Source organism: Erwinia sp. HDF1-3R (genome assembly GCF_039621855.1).
Classification (GTDB): domain Bacteria; phylum Pseudomonadota; class Gammaproteobacteria; order Enterobacterales; family Enterobacteriaceae; genus Erwinia.
Genome location: NZ_CP155071.1, coordinates 1,582,494 through 1,598,880, shown reverse-complemented (window position 1 = coordinate 1,598,880; position 16,387 = coordinate 1,582,494). Strand labels below are relative to the sequence as shown.

At 53.8% G+C, this 16,387-nt stretch carries 12 protein-coding genes and 1 pseudogene; 6 read left to right on the top strand and 7 right to left on the bottom strand.

The genetic code is table 11. From position 1 onward, the window contains the following. Positions 1-15 precede the first annotated feature (15 nt). Both pgm and seqA read right to left on the bottom strand, forming a co-directional pair. Positions 16-1,656 carry a phosphoglucomutase (alpha-D-glucose-1,6-bisphosphate-dependent) gene (gene pgm / locus AAGR22_RS07385; RefSeq protein WP_067702344.1) on the bottom strand — a complete coding sequence of 547 codons (1,641 nt, stop codon included), beginning with the start codon at positions 1,654-1,656 and terminating at the stop codon, positions 16-18. A 31-nt stretch (positions 1,657-1,687) separates the two neighbouring features. Next, the gene (seqA, locus tag AAGR22_RS07380) at positions 1,688-2,230 is read right to left on the bottom strand and encodes a replication initiation negative regulator SeqA (RefSeq protein WP_067702341.1); all 543 of its coding nucleotides are present in this window, start codon (positions 2,228-2,230) and stop codon (positions 1,688-1,690) included. 258 nt (positions 2,231-2,488) lie between these two features. Between seqA and ybfF the strand changes: the two genes are divergently transcribed. The 4 genes from ybfF to fur all read left to right on the top strand — a co-directional run bounded on the left by ybfF (position 2,489) and on the right by fur (position 5,195). Beyond that, positions 2,489-3,253, top strand: a complete 765-nt coding sequence (gene ybfF / locus AAGR22_RS07375) for an esterase (RefSeq protein ID WP_345831154.1) — start codon at positions 2,489-2,491, stop codon at positions 3,251-3,253. A gap of 147 nt (positions 3,254-3,400) precedes the next feature. Further along, positions 3,401-3,682: a LexA regulated protein gene (gene ybfE, locus AAGR22_RS07370; RefSeq protein ID WP_067702338.1), complete on the top strand. Its 282-nt coding sequence runs from the start codon at positions 3,401-3,403 to the stop codon at positions 3,680-3,682. A 163-nt stretch (positions 3,683-3,845) separates the two neighbouring features. Further along, positions 3,846-4,376 (top strand): flavodoxin FldA, encoded by a 531-nt coding sequence (fldA, locus tag AAGR22_RS07365; protein WP_067702335.1) that lies wholly within the window; start codon positions 3,846-3,848, stop codon positions 4,374-4,376. Positions 4,377-4,751: 375 nt separating this feature from the next. Further along, positions 4,752-5,195 (top strand): ferric iron uptake transcriptional regulator, encoded by a 444-nt coding sequence (gene fur, locus AAGR22_RS07360; protein ID WP_067702332.1) that lies wholly within the window; start codon positions 4,752-4,754, stop codon positions 5,193-5,195. Positions 5,196-5,256: 61 nt separating this feature from the next. Here fur and AAGR22_RS07355 read toward each other — a convergent pair. The 5 genes and pseudogenes from AAGR22_RS07355 to nagE all read right to left on the bottom strand — a co-directional run bounded on the left by AAGR22_RS07355 (position 5,257) and on the right by nagE (position 13,975). Further along, a pseudogene (locus AAGR22_RS07355) lies at positions 5,257-7,908 on the bottom strand (beta-N-acetylhexosaminidase). Then, complete coding sequence (locus AAGR22_RS07350; protein ID WP_345831153.1) at positions 7,908-8,117, bottom strand: lipoprotein; 210 nt, start codon at positions 8,115-8,117, stop codon at positions 7,908-7,910. The pseudogene AAGR22_RS07355 and the gene AAGR22_RS07350 overlap by 1 nt, the downstream one beginning before the upstream one ends. A 51-nt stretch (positions 8,118-8,168) precedes the next feature. Beyond that, positions 8,169-9,572 carry an OprD family outer membrane porin gene (locus tag AAGR22_RS07345; RefSeq protein ID WP_067702323.1) on the bottom strand — a complete coding sequence of 468 codons (1,404 nt, stop codon included), beginning with the start codon at positions 9,570-9,572 and terminating at the stop codon, positions 8,169-8,171. A gap of 629 nt (positions 9,573-10,201) precedes the next feature. After that, entirely contained in the window at positions 10,202-11,866 is a 1,665-nt protein-coding gene (glnS, locus tag AAGR22_RS07340; protein ID WP_067702319.1) for a glutamine--tRNA ligase, read from the bottom strand. Positions 11,867-12,019: 153 nt separating this feature from the next. Then, positions 12,020-13,975: a PTS N-acetyl glucosamine transporter subunit IIABC gene (gene nagE / locus AAGR22_RS07335; protein ID WP_345831152.1), complete on the bottom strand. Its 1,956-nt coding sequence runs from the start codon at positions 13,973-13,975 to the stop codon at positions 12,020-12,022. Positions 13,976-14,303: 328 nt separating this feature from the next. Here nagE and nagB point away from each other — a divergent pair, with 328 nt between their 5' ends. Further along, positions 14,304-15,104, top strand: a complete 801-nt coding sequence (gene nagB, locus AAGR22_RS07330; RefSeq protein WP_067702313.1) for a glucosamine-6-phosphate deaminase — start codon at positions 14,304-14,306, stop codon at positions 15,102-15,104. Positions 15,105-15,231: 127 nt separating this feature from the next. Beyond that, complete coding sequence (gene nagA, locus AAGR22_RS07325) at positions 15,232-16,380, top strand: N-acetylglucosamine-6-phosphate deacetylase (RefSeq protein WP_067702307.1); 1,149 nt, start codon at positions 15,232-15,234, stop codon at positions 16,378-16,380. Positions 16,381-16,387: the final 7 nt, after the last annotated feature.

The following is a 16,387-nucleotide window of genomic DNA, read 5'->3' as shown; positions in this document are numbered from 1 at the left end:
TTCCACCCTGAATAATCAGGCGTTTTTCAGCACTTCACTGACAATCTCTACCGCTTCTTTTTCGATCTTCTCGCGATGCTCGGCACCGAGGAAGCTTTCACAGTAGATTTTGTACGCATCTTCCGTACCGGAAGGACGCGCAGCGAACCAGCCGTTCTCCGTCATCACTTTCAGACCACCAATTGACGCACCGTTGCCCGGCGCTGCCGTCAGGCGGGCGGTGATCGGGTCACCGGCCAGCGTATCGGCACTGACCATTTCAGGAGAAAGCTTCGACAGCGCCGCTTTTTGCGCCGACGTGGCGGATGCCTGCAGGCGATTGTAGCTGGGTGCGCCAAACCGCTGTGCCAGCTCATCGTAATGCTGCTGCGGGTTTTTACCGGTTACCGCGGTAATTTCTGCCGCCAGCAGGCACATGATGATGCCGTCTTTATCCGTTGACCACGGCGTACCGTCAAAGCGCAGGAAGGAGGCCCCTGCACTCTCTTCGCCGCCGAAGCCAAAGCTGCCGTCAAACAGTCCGTCGACGAACCATTTGAAGCCGACCGGTACTTCTACCAGCCTGCGGCCAATATCATTGACGACGCGGTCGATCATCGCGCTGGAGACCAGCGTTTTGCCGACGGCCACATCGCTACCCCACTGAGGACGATGCTGAAACAGGTAATTAATAGCAACGGCCAGATAGTGGTTCGGATTCATCAGCCCGGCAGGGGTAACAATGCCGTGGCGGTCATAATCAGGATCGTTAGCAAACGCCAGATCGAACTTATCCCGCAGCGCCAGCAGGCCAGCCATCGCGCTTTCAGACGAGCAATCCATGCGGATCACGCCATCTTTGTCGAGATGCATAAAACGGAAAGTCTGATCCACTGAATCATTCACGATGGTCAGATCCAGCTTGTAGAACTCGGCAATACGCTGCCAGTAAGCGATACCGGAGCCGCCCAGCGGGTCGACGCCAATTTTCAGGCCTGCTTTCTGAATGGCCGGGATATCAATGATCTGTGCCAGACCTTCGATATAGGGCTGAATAAGGTCTTTTTCCTGCAGGTGCCCACTGGCCCATGCTTCATCCAGTGCGATACGCTTCACGCCTTTCAGTCCGTCCTGAATCAGCGCGTTGGCGCGGTCCTCAACGACTTTGGTAACGTTGGTATCGGCCGGTCCACCGTTCGGTGGATTGTATTTGATACCCCCATCTTCCGGCGGATTGTGTGACGGCGTAATCACGATACCATCAGCCTGTGCGCCACCCGCTTTATTGTGCTCAAGAATGGCGTTAGAGATTGCAGGGGTTGGCGTATAACCATTATCCAGCTGCACGATAACGTCCACACCGTTAGCCGCCAGCACTTCCAGTACGGAAATGATTGCGGGTTCAGACAGCGCGTGGGTATCTTTCCCTACGTAGCAGGGACCGGTGATGCCATTCTTTGTACGCTCTTCAGCAATCGCCTGCGCAATCGCCAGAATATGCGTTTCGTTGAAGCTCTGACGCCCTGCACTGCCGCGATGGCCTGAGGTACCAAATTTCACCGCATGTTCCGCATTACCCGGATTGGGTTGCAGGACATAATACTGTGAAGTCAATTGTGCAACGTTAATCAAATCGCTCTGCTGGGCCGGCTGCCCGGCACGGGGGTGATTAGCCATGGGCGCTTCTCCCTGATTATCAGGTTATCAGTTAGAGGGTGCCGCAAACTTTGTCGATCAGCTCCGCCGGGAACTGCATCGACTGCATGATATGTTCAATCATGCTGCGTTTACGACCTGTGTTAGTGTTGGTGATCACCCAATACGGCGTGCCCGGAATATGCTGCGGCTTGGTATGGGTGCCGTTCTGTACCAGGGTTTGTTGATTACCCGCAAAGTAGACGCGCGTACGACCGAGCAGTGACTCGGTGCCTGTAGCAAATGCTTTGGGATCAAGACTGTACAGCGTCGAAAGAATCAGCATAAAGCGATTTACCGCTTTTTTCTGATCGGCATACTCATCGGACAGCAGCAGCTCACGTACGGCACGGACGCGATCCTGAGGACGCGATTGTACTTCCGCAGGTGCAGCACTTTTCGCCATCGCTGGCGGCGTTGCTGCGCCCTTTGGCAGCGGCTGACCGGCTGAGAATTTAAGCATACGCCGTAAAATGTCAGAGGCACTTTCACCAATATGCTGAGTGTGGCTGGCGATATAACGGTACAGCTCTTCGTCGACTTCGATAGTTTTCATCATGATCCAGTACGATTATTGCTTATAAGAGCCGCCCGGTGCCGTGTTACAGGGTTCGGTTACGCAGCACGGTTCACAGACCAGCTCTAACATGTGGATTATAAAGTTAAATCCTGCCAGGGTGTAGCGCCAGACCCCAATACAGGCAAAAGTCAGACTATGCCGCAAAAAGGTGGCCTGGAAGCCGTTTATCGTTTCGGCAGAAAAATGTGGATCCATGATACCCTAACCCCTCGTTTCAACTGTAAGAACTTTGCTATGAAATTGAATGCCCGCTTGCAAACCGAACAATCCGCTGCCGCGAATCTGCCCACCGTACTGATCCACGGCCTGTTTGGCAGCCTGGATAACCTTGGCGTACTGGCCAGAGAGCTGAAGGCGACGCGTCCGGTGGTCCAGATTGACGTACGCAATCATGGCCTTTCCCCGCGATCGGATGAGATGAGCTATCCGGCGATGGCGCAGGACGTGCTGGAGACGCTTGATGAGCTGGGGATCGCGCGTTTTGACCTTGTAGGTCATTCGATGGGCGGAAAAATCGCCATGGCACTGACGGCGGCCGCGCCGGAGCGGGCTGGCAAGCTGGTGGTAATTGATATTGCGCCCGTCGCTTACCCTGAACGCCATCATGACGCCATTTTTGCCGCACTGAACGCGGTGATGGCAGCGGGAATAACCACCCGCAGCGAAGCCGCCGCGCTGATGCGCCAGACAATAGAGGAAGAAGGGGTGATTCAGTTTCTGCTGAAGTCCTTTCACGAGGGGAGCTGGCGCTTTAACGTCAGGGCGCTGGAGGCCCGGTACCCAGAGATCATCGACTGGCAGCCGATCCCCGCCTGGCCGCATCCGGCGCTTTTTATCCGCGGCGAACGCTCAGCCTACCTTGACGACAGGTGGCGTGACGCCCTGCTGGCGCAGTTCCCCCAGGCACGCGCACATGTGATTGCCGGTGCCGGACACTGGGTACATGCAGAGAAACCTGATGCGGTTCTGCGCGCAATTAGCCGTTTTTATGCGCGTTAGAAACAAATGCTCCCTCAAATTGTTAAATCGTTGTCGTCTCGACTTTCACTGGGGTATGATGGCGCGCTAAAATTTTGTCGCGGGTGAAAATCCCTTTGGCAACATGGCTCAATCCATCAGAACTCCAGCCTTCAGTACCACGATTCTATGGCAAAAGAAAACACGGACCGCACCACGATCGATCTCTTTGCAGACGAACGCCGTCCGGGACGACCTAAAACTAATCCGCTGACGCGTGATGAGCAGCTGCGCATCAACAAACGCAATCAGCTTAAGCGTGATAAAGTGCGCGGGCTTAAGCGCGTCGAGCTGAAAATCAATAGCGATGCGGTTGATGCCCTTAATCACCTTGCTGACCAGCGTAATATGAGCCGCAGCGAGCTGATTGAAGAGATGGTGATGGCGCAGTTAGCCAGCCAGAACCCCTGAAGCGGTGGTTATCTCGCAGTAAGGGACAGCTGAGGGCACAGCACAATGCGACAAAAGCAGGAGGATTACTCGTTTATCCCCCTGTGGCTGTCTGCTATCATTGCCGTTATCTTTTTTAAGTTAGCCATCTCATATCATTAAGTTTCAAGAGGTTATTAAACTCATGGCAATCGTAGGCATTTTCTTTGGCAGCGATACGGGCAATACCGAAAATCTTGCAAAAGTGATTCAAAAGCAGCTTGGCACAGACGTTGCTGACGTTCACGATATCGCTAAAAGCAGCAAAGAAGATCTTGAAGCCTTTGATATTTTGCTGCTGGGTATTCCCACCTGGTACTATGGCGAAGCGCAGTGCGACTGGGACGACTTCTTTCCGACCCTGGAAGAGATCGACTTCAACGGCAAGCTGGTGGCGCTGTTTGGCTGTGGCGATCAGGAAGATTATGCCGAGTACTTCTGCGATGCCATGGGCACCATCCGCGACATCATTGAGCCCAGGGGCGCGGTGATTGTCGGGCACTGGCCAACGGCGGGTTACCATTTCGAGGCCTCTAAAGGGCTGGCGGATGACAACCATTTCCTCGGTCTGGCCATCGACGAAGACCGTCAGCCTGAGTTGACCCAGCAACGTACCGAGCAATGGGTTAAACAGATTTTTGACGAGCTGCAGCTGAAAGAGATTCTTGAAGCCTGAGTGCAGCGGCCTGATGTGGGCGTTGTCTCATATCGGGCCAGTGGTTTTACCTGTAGAAGTAATAGGTACATCTTTGTAATTTTCATCTGCAAATCTGTAAAATATCGCCATCGGTCACCTCACTTATTCAGCGTTCCTCGCTCAACGAGCGATAAGAGTGCTGAGCAAAATGTTAATCCCGTTTTTATTGGGCGTTTGCTTTCCTGGACGTATCGGGTTCTCAACTTTACATCCCACAGCGGTTGCGCATCCCACTCGTGGTTTCCATTTTGAAGTATCAGTTCTATAATGAGACGCACCTAGCTTTCTGCGTCGACCGATGTTTAAGGCTTTTCAGCCACTTAGTGACTAGCAAAGTAACAGGACAATATCCGCATGACTGACAACAATACCGCATTAAAGAAGGCCGGCCTGAAAGTCACGCTTCCCCGACTGAAAATTCTGGAAGTGCTTCAGGTACCAGAGAGCCATCACGTCAGTGCGGAAGATTTATATAAACGCCTGATTGATATGGGCGAAGAGATTGGGCTGGCAACGGTCTACCGCGTACTCAACCAGTTTGATGATGCCGGGATTGTAACGCGTCATAACTTTGAAGGCGGCAAGTCCGTATTCGAACTGACTCAGCAGCAGCATCACGACCACCTGATCTGTCTGGACTGCGGAAAAGTGATTGAATTCAGCGATGAGTCTATCGAGACACGTCAGCGTGATATCGCTACCCGCCACGGTATTAAACTCAGCAACCACAGTCTTTATCTTTACGGCCACTGCACCACAGGTGACTGCCGTGAAGACGAAACGCTTCACGACAAATAATCTTCCGCGTTGCTCAACATAAAAAACCGGTGATCACCACCGGCTTTTTTTTACGCTTTTTTCAGACTTCCTCCACCCTGCTGTAGCGTTTGCCGTCGGCGCTGACCGCGCGCACCAGGACGTTGCCCTCCTCAACCTGCGGTTTGGCCGTGGCCTCATAGCGCTGCCAGCTTTTGCCTGCATCAACGCTGTACTCAATGGCGATGCCAGGCAGCGCGATATTCGCCTCCAGCATTCCGCCAATAATACGCGCGCCCGGTACCGGGATGCGGTACTCAATTCCCCGGCGATCCAGCTTCGACAGCTCGCGTTGACCCAGCAGGTTGGCAAAACGCTGCCACTCTTTCAGCTGAGTCTTACTATCGACAAAATGCGTCTCGCCCCGGGTAAAGGCTTTTCCTGGCTGGTAATCCTGCTCCCAGCCCGCGCGGTGCCATGCTCGCTCCGCCACGGCCAGCAGACGCGGAAACATCATATATTCCATCTGTCCGTCAGTGCGTACCGTCTCGCTCCACAGCTGGGCAGAGAGTCCGGTTGCACCAGGCCAGGGCTTGTCGGATTTAGCCGTAAAGGTTTTCCCGTCGCGATCAAACGACATTTCTGCATTCTGCGGCAGGTTATCCGGCACAAAGCTGAACATTTTGCGCTCGTCGCTGAAACGGGTTCCCCAATAGTAACCCCGCTCAAGCGGATTCACTTCATTGGGGAAATCGAGATAGACGTAGTCCGGGTTGGAGACGATCACCTCGTAGCCCTTGTTGGCCCAGTCGTTAGCGCTGTCATACCCTCCCCAGTAAAGCGTATCCCAGAAATTCACCGCCACACGCTTCGTGGCGAAGGCACCCGCATTTTCAGCATCCTTCAGGCCGTCCTGCCACGCCTGCATTTTCTCTATGCCGTGCGCATTGACCTGCCTGCTAACTTCCCGCGCAAAATAGCTCGGGAGGTGATCAAGGTCAGTTATTTTTCCCGCTTTGATCATCGCCTGACAGACGGAGGATTTTGCCTAGGGTTTATCTTCCTTGCGCATATCCAGCCTGCCTTTACCTTCTTCGGGCTTCTTCTCATCGGTATAGCCTGCGCCAAGACGAATATTTTTCGCTTCATCACCGCCAAAATGCCAGGCCTTCATTGGCTTTCCCGCCGCCAGATGCATCGCCTGGATTTCACTAATCACCTTGTCGGTAAAGCGCAGCGAGGATGTCAGGCAGGGATTGAGATAGCTGGTACGATCGTAAAGCTGGACGGAGGTGGTATTGGAGTCGTCGGTGGGATCCACCAGCCGGTATGCCTCCGCGTCGGCCTGTTTCCCCCCGGCCATCAGGCGGGCATAGCGTGCCTCCATCGACACCACCGCCGCCCGGGCATGCGCAGGCATATCAATTTCCGGGATCACCTCAATACCCCGGGCCCCTGCGTATTTGACGATATCAATATAGTCCTGGCGGCTGAAATGCCCGGAGCCGTTATTATTACTGAAAGGCCCCGATCCCAGCTGTGGCAGCAGGCAGGTTTTCTCGCTGAGATCGTGGCAGCGCTTACTACCTACATCGGTCAGCTCTGGCAAACCGGGGATCTCAATACGCCAGGCTTCATCGTCAGAAAGATGGAAGTGAAAGACGTTCAGCTTCCAGGCCGCCATCTGATCCAGCAGCCGTAAAATCGCCTCTTTGCTATGAAAATTACGGGCAACATCGAGGAATACTCCACGATAAGGGAAACGCGGTGCATCGGCTGCTTTCAGCGTCGCAATTTTGAGGCCGTCAGCGGGGATCAGCGACAGGATCGACTGTACGCCATTCATCACGCCGCGCTGATCGAAGCCGGTCACCTCCGCCAGGGCTTCGCCAATGGTTAGCTGATAGCCGCCCGGGATGGACTGCTGTTTCCCCAGCGCGCTGGCAGCAATCCGGGTCTTGATGGTATAGCCATTAGCCCGTTCCTGAACGCCCAGTAAACTGAAACGCTGACGCAGTGCATCGGCCTGATCGGCCGATAACGTGGCGAAATCGAACCTCACGCCCGATGACAGGTCGGCGTCCCCACTGTAGATCTCCACGCTCATCGGCGTAGGTACAATATGCCCGCGCAGAGTTTGCGCCGGGAGCGTGGCCACGTCGCTATTTTTAGCAAAGCGGCTGGCCGCGTTCATCAGCACGTTTTTGTCATCCGGCGTGCGCCGCCATTGATCGCCAAAAGGCTCGACGAAGCGGGACAGCTCTTCCGTATCCGTTATGGCGATGATTTTTGGGCTGGCGTTGCTGGAGGTAACATACCAGCGTGGCATCACGTCGGTGATAAACAACTGCCAGTACTCATTGATAATCGGAATATCGACCGATGCACCGGCGGCAAAGCCGGTGAATTTGTCCGTCGGCTCAAGCCGGGTCAGGTCGCCGACGACGTGCACCATGCGAAACTGATCGCTATCGACCTTAAGCGTTTTATGCACGTTGGACATGTAAATGGCCCAGTCTTTACTGTTAATGGCCCCGCCTGGGTTGGTTAAGGTGAGGGTGGCCCGGTTGCAGGAAACCCAGTCAGCGCCCAGCGCGGCGCAGTCCACGCCATTCTGGGCAGCAAGGTTATCGGTCACCTTATACTTAACGCCAAACTGACTGATCCTGTCGACCAGTTGCTGATCCGCCAGCACACCCGTGCTGCCGAGCGCTGATATCAGCGCCGCCGCGATCGCACTTTTGTACATTTTCATTATTTCACCTGTTCCTTCTGGTTTTTATGTTCAATCTCTTCAGACAGCCTGCCACAGCGATCCTGAACCTCATCGCCGCCGCCCATCTGCTCTGCATCAAGACAATGCTGATAGTCCCGCGCCGGAATGCGCTCAGGGCGTGGCGCAGGGCCTGACGAGCAGGCGGCTAACACCAGCACGCTGGCGATGAGCAGTAATATTTTTTTCATTTCACCCCTCCGTGGTTTTCTGGCGGGGCCTCTGCCCCGCCTGCGGAATGGTTAAAAAATAGTGAATGGTGCGATGACTATAAATTTCACGTCCTGCTCATCCTGGAAGATATTGCCGTATCCCCCACTGAAGCTGGGCAGCGAGGAGTGGTTGTCGTAGCGGGTATAGTGCAGTTTGTACAACGTGCCTTTGGCCCAGCCCGCCTGCACGGTGTGCATCAGATCGAGATTCCAGGCTGATTCTTTCAGGCGGGCGTGGCGATCCCAGGCCGGGCTGCTGGCAGGTTTGGCATCCCATCCCCAGGCACGGGAGGTGCCAAGGCTCCATCCGGGGAGCGACCAGTTGGTTAGATCCCAGCTCACCCCGGCAAACAGGGCTTTTTCACCGTTAGCATTAAAGTCAGAGCGTGAATCCCACCACACGTCCAGCCGCCCGTTCGACGTGGCATAGCCTGGCGTCATCCGTTGCAGGAAAAATCCCTGATTCCCTTCGGCCTTCACCCAGGTGCCTTCCAGTCTGAAATCAAAGGCTCCCAGGGTATACCCCAGCGTCAGCGCCTGTAGCCAGGCCAGGCCGTCATACACATCATTAACGTTCGCAACGCCGCCGTGCGCCTTATCTTTTGCGCCATAAAACTGCCAGCTGGTTCTCAGATTATTCCCGGCAACCGGAAAATCATAAGAGACTTTAGTAAAGTACTGATCCATATAATCCGCGGCCTGCCCGAATGCAGCTTCCAGCACCAGCTGATTTTTGAAATCATATTTCATGCCGATTGAATGCAGATAGCGAACGGGCGTTTTCCCGTCTGCCTGCCGAAAATGATAGGTATTTCTATACCAGGGGGCTTTATATCGGTCGCTCCACATCCATGACATCGAGAGCGCACCCGCGTCATCGAAATCACGATTAAAGCCAACTTCAGCGCCACGATAAGTGCCGGGTAAAAAACTCCAGTGCGATGCCATCAGCGTCTGGCCGGTGGGCTGTAAATAGCCAGCACGTAGCCAGTAATCACCCTGCTTAAACTTTAACGCCGCTTTATATATTGACGCGCCGTTTTTATCCCCGCCCCACTTTTCATCCCAGCGCGTTTTCGCGTCGCTAAAGCCTATTTCGTTGGGTGCGGCAGGCCCCTTGCCTGACATCTCCAGCGCGCCAAAGGCGGCCAGATCGAGACCAATAAAATCAGCCAGATAGCCGGATGAAAAATCCAGGCTGCCGTTGAATGTCGAGTGATGGAGGTTTTGTTGATAGTTACCGTATTTATCGCTGTCGGGGTTAAGATCTTTTCTTTCTCGATGTCGCTGCCAGTAATAAACCCCACCACTCAGGGTAGAATCCTCGATAAATCCCGTGGCGCTGGCCTGAGGACTTATCGAAAGCGTGGAGAGAGTAGAAATAATGGCAACGGATAGCGTCAGCGCACGACGCGCCGGGTCAGAGATATGCATTGAGAAATCCCTCTCATTGTAAATTTAACAATCCTGAAACAGTAAAAATAATATTTCTTATAAAGAAAGGCACCCTTCAGATGCTGTATGAATGATATTTTTCGCGACGCGAATTATCAATATATAAATAAAGCCAGCTGCCAAAGTATGATCGGCGACACATAATATCGGCTGCTCTGGCTATTATTGGAATAATAAAGGCTAATTTAATCATTACGGAATTAATTAACAGCAGGCTGTAATGCTTTGTGCCGCGCTTATCTGATTAAGCAAAAGCGGATACGCAATTCACCCCGCAATTATTTTTCCTGGCGGGAATCGGGATAGCGAATAAAAGGTATGCTGTCTCACTGATAAGCACCTGCCGATCGCCTTATAGTGGGTTTACTCGATTGAGGTGCAAAATGCGATGAAGTGGAGCGTCAGGGGGAGTGGAACGCAATGGGAAGTGGAACGTAATGGGAAGTGGAATGTAATGGTAAGTGGAATGTAATGGTAAGTGCAACTCACGATGTAAACCCGCCGGTAATCCATTTTGCTGCAAGAATCAGCCAGGGGATTCCCCCCGGCCAATTCTAAACCCACAGGGTTATTTCAGCGCACAGCGCTTACCCGCACAGGGCGAAAGATTACTCTCCCGCCTTCGCCCAGGTGTCACGCAGACCCACGGTACGGTTAAACACCAGCCCGTTTGCGCCTGAAGTGCGGTCGGCACAGAAGTAGCCTTCACGCTCAAACTGATACGGGCTTTCTGCCTGTGCACCCGACAGGCTGCGTTCCACAAATCCTGAACGAATCACCAGCGACTCAGAATTGATGGTGGTCAGGAAGTCCTCTGCCGCTGCCGGATTAGCCACGCTGAAAAGACGATCGTAAAGGCGGAACTCGGCGGGCAGCGCATGCTCAGCCGACACCCAGTGGATAACGCCTTTCACCTTGCGGCCATCAGCGGGATCTTTACTCAGTGTGTCGGTATCGCAGGTACAGAACAGGCAGGTGATGTTACCCGCTTCATCCTTCGCCACGCGCTCAGCCCGGATAACGTACGCATTGCGCAGGCGCACTTCTTTGCCCAGTACCAGACGCTTATACTGCTTGTTAGCCTCTTCACGGAAGTCAGCGCGGTCAATGTAAATTTCGCGGCTGAACGGCACCTCACGCGTTCCCATTTCCGGCTTATTCGGATGATTAGGCATGGTGAGGATCTCTTCGTGATTAGCTGGCAGGTTTTCAATCACCAACTTCACCGGATCAAGCACGGCCATAGCGCGCGGCGCATTTTCATTAAGATCGTCACGGATGCACGACTCAAGCGAGGCCATTTCAACAATGTTGTCCTGTTTGGTCACGCCAATGCGGCGGCAGAACTCACGAATAGCGCCTGCAGTGTAGCCACGACGACGCAGGCCGGATACGGTCAGCATGCGCGGGTCGTCCCACCCTTCAACAATCTTTTCGCTGACCAGCTGGGTCAGTTTACGCTTGGACATAATGGCGTATTCAAGATTCAGACGAGAAAATTCGTACTGCCGGGGGTGGGCAGGAATGGTGATGTTATCCAGCACCCAGTCATAAAGGCGACGGTTATCCTGGAATTCCAGCGTACAGAGCGAATGAGTTATCCCTTCCAGTGCATCGGAAATGCAGTGGGTGAAGTCATACATCGGATAGATGCACCACTTATTACCGGTCTGGTGATGCTCGGCAAATTTAATGCGGTACAGCACCGGGTCGCGCATAACGATAAAGTTGGAGGCCATATCGATTTTGGCGCGCAGACAGGCGGTTCCTTCGGCAAAGCCGCCGTTACGCATTTTTTCAAACAGCGCGAGGTTATCGCTCACGCTGCGATCGCGATACGGACTGTTTTTCCCCGGCGACGTTAGCGTCCCACGATATTCGCGGATCTGCTCCGGCGACAACTCATCAACGTAGGCCAGGCCTTTAGTAATAAGCTCGACGGCGTAGTGATGCAGCTGATCAAAATAATCAGATGAGTAACGGACCTCGCCGCTCCACTCAAAACCAAGCCACTGCACATCTTTCTTAATTGACTCCACGAACTCCAGATCTTCTTTCACCGGGTTAGTGTCATCAAAGCGCAGGTTACATTGACCCTGATAGTCCTGAGCAATGCCAAAATTCAGGCAGATTGATTTGGCATGACCAATATGCAGATAGCCGTTAGGCTCGGGCGGAAAGCGGGTATGAACACTATTGTGCTTACCGTTCGCCAGGTCTTCGTCAATAATCTGACGAATAAAGTTAGTTGGGCGGGCTTCTGCCTCACTCATCTCAATGTCCTCAGGGATGCTTAGCGTAAATTAGTACGTGAAATAACGGAGTATGATCCACAAAGCAGGGAAGGGAAACAACCGTTTGTTAGCGGCGAGGCAAAAAAAAGGGCGGGGATCTCTTCCCGCCCTGATCGGCTATCTCTTCAGAGGCTAGCCGTGGACGTCAAACAGGCGGGTCTCACCTGCAATCACCGTTCCACCCGCCGCCAGTTGCAGGCTGCTGTAGTCGTCAATATTACTCACCACAACCGGGCTAATCATCGAACGGGCGTTGGCATTCAGCCAGGCCAGATCCATCTCCAGCACCGGCTGCCCGGCAGTGACGACCGCGCCCTCTTCAACCAGCCGGGTAAAGCCCTTCCCTGCCAGCGCCACGGTGTCCAGCCCCATATGCACCACCACTTCGACGCCCTTCTCCGTTTCAAGACAGAACGCATGGTTAGTGTTGAATATTTTAACCACCGTACCCGCTGCCGGTGAAACCACGATGCTGCTGGTCGGTCTGATAGCCAGTCCGTCTCCGACCGCTTTGCTGGCGAAGGCTTCATCCGGTACCTGTTCAATCGCAACCACCTCACCGCTAACCGGGGCCACCAGCGTCGCCACGATACCTTTCGCCGCGTTTGGCACCGCCTGCGGCGGGGCAGAAGCACTGGCCTTTTCAGCTACATCATGGGAAGCAAAAGGGGCAACGCTCGCTTTAGCGATGACCTTTTTCATCTCTTCAGCGATAGATTCCGCTTTGGCACCCACTATCACCTGAACCGTTTGTTTATTCAGCTTGATGACGCCGGACGCGCCGAGGCGCTTACAGGCTGCATCATTGATCATGGCTGCATCGTTCACGGAGAGGCGCAGACGGGTGATACAGGCATCAATAATTTTGAGATTATCACTGCCGCCAACCGCGCCAATGTACTGACGGGCAAGCGTTTCCATCCCTTCTTCGGTATTACTGTTAGCACTCTCTCCGGCAGACTGGTCATCCGTGCCGTCATCGCGCCCCGGCGTTTTCAGATTGAACATTTTGATAATCGCGGTGAAGAGCACGAAGTAAACGATAAAGGCGATTGCTCCCATCACCAGCAGCATCCAGACATTGTGGCTGGCGGCGGGTAGCTTATACATCAGCACATAGTCAATTGCCCCCGCCGAGAAGGAGAAGCCCGCGTGAATGTTCAGTGCCGTGGCAACAAACAGGCTGATGCCGGTCAGGATGGCGTGGACCAGATACAGCAGCGGCGCAAGGAACATAAACAGGAATTCCAGCGGCTCGGTCACACCGGTAAGGAATGCAGTGACCGCAACCGACAGCAGCATCCCTCCAACGAGGGGACGGCGAGCCTTAGGTGCACCCAGGTACATTGCCAGCGCGGCACCGGGAAGACCAAACATCATGATGGGAAAGAAGCCTGACATAAACATGCCCGCGCTGCCGTCACCGGCATAGAAGCGGTTGATGTCGCCGTGGAAAACCGCGCCCGCCGCGTTGGTGTACTCACCAATCTGGAACCAGGCAATGGTATTCAGCACCTGATGGAGACCCGTTGGGATCAGCAGGCGGTTAACAAAGCCAAATATGCCCGCACCCAGCGCGCCCTCAGAGACTATCCACTCGCCCCCGCTTTGAATGGCGGCCTGAACGGGCGGCCAGATATAGCCAAATACCGCCGCCAGAATCAGACAGAAAAACCCGGTCGCTATCGGCACGAAGCGTTTGCCACCAAAGAAGCTCAGGAACTCCGGCAGTTTAATATCCGACCAGCGGTTATAGGTCATTCCGGCCACCAGCCCGGTAATGATCCCCGCCAGTACGCCCATATTAATCGCCGGATTTATGGTCACCATAGCCTTGGTCATAATGAAATAACCCACGGCTCCGGCCAGCGCAGCGGGGCCCGCATTGTCTTTTGACCAGGTAGATGCGACGCCGATAGCAAAAATCAGCGCGAGGTTGTCAAAAATTGCCCCACCGCCCTGGGCGATAAACGGCATATTCAGTAAATCGGGTTGCCCAAAGCGCAGCATAAGGGCCGCAACAGGCAGCACCGCGATGGGCAGTTGCAACGATCGCCCCAGCCTTTGAAAAAATCCTAAAATGTTCATCCTTCCCCCTAAAGACCCGTTAAGGCACCGATTACCGTTTTGCGTTTTTATAACGGCCAGTTTGATTTTGCATCATAGTAAAATCACCTGACGGAGTGTAAGAAAAAATTAATTCGCTTCGCAAATTAAAAGCGCTGTAATGTGACTTTTATCACCCAGAAATGCAGATAAGCGCACAATAGTCTGGTCATATGCAGCCACTTATTTTATGATCCGAAATATCAGCACGGATTTATCCCTCGCGGATGATGCCCGGAACACGTTACGCTTGCTTACTGCTACGCGCCTTACACTGCTGACCCCCTTCAATGTTTAAATGAGGTGATACATGAGACTGATTCCTCTCGCAACCCCCACACAGGTGGGCAAATGGGCCGCGCGCCATATTGTCGATCGCATCAACGCCTTCAACCCGACGGCAGACCGCCCTTTTGTGCTTGGCCTGCCGACCGGTGGAACGCCGCTTGAAGCCTATCGCCATCTGATTGATATGCATAAAGCGGGCCAGGTCAGCTTCAGGCATGTGATCACCTTCAATATGGACGAGTATGTCGGCCTGCCGAAGGAACATCCGGAAAGCTACCACAGCTTTATGTACCGCAACTTTTTTGATCATGTTGATATTCCAGCGGAAAACATTAATCTTCTTAACGGTAATGCGGAAGATATTGACCTGGAGTGTCGTCAGTATGAAGAGAAGATCCGTGCGCTCGGTAAAATCCATCTGTTTATGGGCGGCGTAGGCAACGATGGTCATATCGCTTTTAACGAACCGGCCTCTTCCCTGGCTTCACGTACCCGTATCAAAACCCTGACGCATGAAACCCGCCTGGCTAACTCGCGCTTCTTTGGCGGGGATGTGGAAAAAGTGCCTAAATATGCCCTCACCGTCGGCGTGGGCACCCTGCTTGACGCGGAGGAAGTGATGATTCTGGTCATCGGTCACGCCAAGGCCCAGGCGCTACAGGCCGCCGTTGAGGGGAACGTCAACCATATGTGGACCATCAGCTGCCTCCAGCTCCATGCCCGCTCCATCGTGGTCTGTGATGAACCCGCAACAATGGAACTGAAGGTCAAAACCGTTAAATACTTCCGCGAGATGGAAGCGGAAAGCGTGAAAAGTCTGTAAATCATCAGCTCAACACAGAGCGGCAAAGTGGCTTTCGCCTGTACCACAGCGTACGCGGCCGGGCTGGGTGACTGCCCCCAGCCAGGCAAAAGCGTTAGCCATTAAGCCGGATATGCCGGGAGAAAATATGTACGCTTTAACCAATGGCCGCGTTTTTACCGGCCATGAGATACTCGAAAATCATGCGGTTGTCATCAAAGATGGCCTGATTGAACGCGTTTGCGCCGCCGATGAACTTCCGGCAGACATTGAAAGGCGCGATACGGGCGGCGCGATTATTGCTCCCGGCTTTATCGATCTTCAGCTTAACGGCTGCGGCGGCGTGCAGTTTAATGATGATATGGCTGCACTTAGCGTCGACACCCTGAACACCATGCAGAAAGCCAATGAGAAAGCGGGCTGTACCAGTTTTCTGCCGACCCTTATTACCAGTACTGACGACATGATGAAGCGTGCCGTCGAGGTGATGCGGGCTTATCTGGCGCAGAATACCCACCAGGCTCTGGGCCTGCATCTGGAAGGCCCGTGGCTCAGCCCACGCAAGCCCGGCACCCATAACCCAGCCCTGATCCGTCGCCCTTCTCAGGCGCTGGTCGATTTCCTGTGTGAGAATGCCGATGTTATCAGTAAGATAACCCTTGCGCCGGAAGAGGTGGAACCCGAGATTATCCGTCAGCTGGTCAGTGCGGGCATTGTGGTGTCCAGCGGTCATTCTCATGCCACCTATCATGAAGCCCGTACTGGCATTAACGCCGGGATCAGTTTCTCCACCCATCTTTATAACGCGATGCCTACCCTCACTGGACGTGAGCCGGGCCTGATCGGTGCCCTGTTTGACGCACCGGAGGTCTACAGCGGGATTATCGCAGACGGCCTGCACGTGCATTACGCGAATATTCGCAATGCTAAGCGTATCAAGGGTGACAGGCTAATACTGGTGACGGATGCCACCGCGCCAGCCGGGGCTAATATTGACCAATTTATTTTCGCAGGAAAAACAATATACTACCGGAATGGGCTGTGCGTTGACGAACAGGGCACGCTGAGTGGTTCTGCACTGACGATGATCGAAGCGGTGGCGAACTGCGTCGAACATGTCGGTATTTCTCTCGATGAGACGCTCCGTATGGCAACGCTTTATCCGGCCCGGGCAATGGGAATTGAGAAAAAGTTAGGTTCAGTTGAAGCCGGAAAAGTGGCGAACCTGACCGTTTTCACCCGTGATTATAAAATAATCCAGACTATCGTTAACGGTGACGAGGTCTTAAGCGAGTAGATACGGA

Coding starts and splice junctions, on each gene's coding strand:
- pgm (WP_067702344.1), bottom strand. CDS start 1,656: ATGGCTAATCACCCCCGTGCCGGGCAGCCGGCCCAGCAGAGCGATTTG.
- nagA (WP_067702307.1), top strand. CDS start 15,232: ATGTACGCTTTAACCAATGGCCGCGTTTTTACCGGCCATGAGATACTC.
- ybfE (WP_067702338.1), top strand. CDS start 3,401: ATGGCAAAAGAAAACACGGACCGCACCACGATCGATCTCTTTGCAGAC.
- glnS (WP_067702319.1), bottom strand. CDS start 11,866: ATGAGTGAGGCAGAAGCCCGCCCAACTAACTTTATTCGTCAGATTATT.
- nagE (WP_345831152.1), bottom strand. CDS start 13,975: ATGAACATTTTAGGATTTTTTCAAAGGCTGGGGCGATCGTTGCAACTG.
- AAGR22_RS07350 (WP_345831153.1), bottom strand. CDS start 8,117: ATGAAAAAAATATTACTGCTCATCGCCAGCGTGCTGGTGTTAGCCGCC.
- nagB (WP_067702313.1), top strand. CDS start 14,304: ATGAGACTGATTCCTCTCGCAACCCCCACACAGGTGGGCAAATGGGCC.
- AAGR22_RS07345 (WP_067702323.1), bottom strand. CDS start 9,572: ATGCATATCTCTGACCCGGCGCGTCGTGCGCTGACGCTATCCGTTGCC.
- fldA (WP_067702335.1), top strand. CDS start 3,846: ATGGCAATCGTAGGCATTTTCTTTGGCAGCGATACGGGCAATACCGAA.
- fur (WP_067702332.1), top strand. CDS start 4,752: ATGACTGACAACAATACCGCATTAAAGAAGGCCGGCCTGAAAGTCACG.
- seqA (WP_067702341.1), bottom strand. CDS start 2,230: ATGAAAACTATCGAAGTCGACGAAGAGCTGTACCGTTATATCGCCAGC.
- ybfF (WP_345831154.1), top strand. CDS start 2,489: ATGAAATTGAATGCCCGCTTGCAAACCGAACAATCCGCTGCCGCGAAT.